The sequence below is a fragment of the Streptomyces sp. NPDC045899 genome (assembly GCF_056431485.1).
Genome location: NZ_JBWKKP010000030.1, coordinates 91,065 through 91,968, shown reverse-complemented (window position 1 = coordinate 91,968; position 904 = coordinate 91,065). Strand labels below are relative to the sequence as shown.

Here is a 904-nt window from a genome sequence, read left to right as displayed (position 1 = left end):
GCCCGGTTACATTCCGAACCCGGAAGCTAAGCCTTTCAGCGCCGATGGTACTGCAGGGGGGACCCTGTGGGAGAGTAGGACGCCGCCGAACAATCTTTGGAGGACCCTTGGTCCCAGCGTTCAACGCTGGGACCAAGGGTCCTTTTTGTTTTTGCTGTACCCGCACCGGTGAGACCGGTGCGGGAGAATGACCGAGTACCTCACGACAGGAGTCACGCCGATGTCCACCAACTCTCCCGACGACCGGTCGGACCGCGAGCCGCGCCGCCGGGACGGCGGCGACCGGCGAGACTTCCGCGACTCCGGCCCCCGCCGTGACCGTGACCGTGGTGGTTTCCGCCGCGATGACCGTCGTGATGATCGGCGCGATGACCGCCCGCGTGGGCCGCGTCGTGATGATGACCGTGGTGGCTTCCGCCGTGACGACCGTCGCGATGATCGCGGTGGTTTCCGTCGTGACGACCGCCGTGATGACCGCCGCGACGATCGCCCGCGTGGTCCGCGTCGTGACGACCGTGACGGTGGCTTCCGCCAGGGCGGCTTCCGGCGTGACGACCGTCGTGATGACCGACCGGGTTTCCGTCGTGATGACGACCGTGGTGGTTTCCGCCGTGATGACCGTCGCGATGATCGCGGTGGTTTCCGTCGCGACGATCGTCGTGATGACCGTCGTGACGATCGGCGCGATGACCGTCGTGATGACCGTCCGCGTGGGCCGCGTCGTGATGATGACCGTGGTGGTTTCCGCCGTGACGACCGTCGCGATGACCGTGGTGGTTTCCGTCGTGACGACCGCCGTGACGATCGCGGCGGCTTCCGGCGTGACGACCGTCGTGATGACCGACCGGGTTTCCGTCGTGATGACGACCGTGGTGGTTTCCGCCGTGATGACCGTCGCGATGAT

The 904-nt window shown here is 66.4% G+C and carries 1 rRNA gene and 1 pseudogene; both read left to right on the top strand.

The window, feature by feature from the left end:
• Nucleotides 1–91: ribosomal RNA gene (gene rrf / locus AC07FT_RS32010) — 5S ribosomal RNA — on the top strand; the annotation flags it as partial.
• Nucleotides 92–314: 223 nt separating this feature from the next.
• Nucleotides 315–904, top strand: a pseudogene (locus AC07FT_RS32005) (hypothetical protein); the annotation flags it as partial.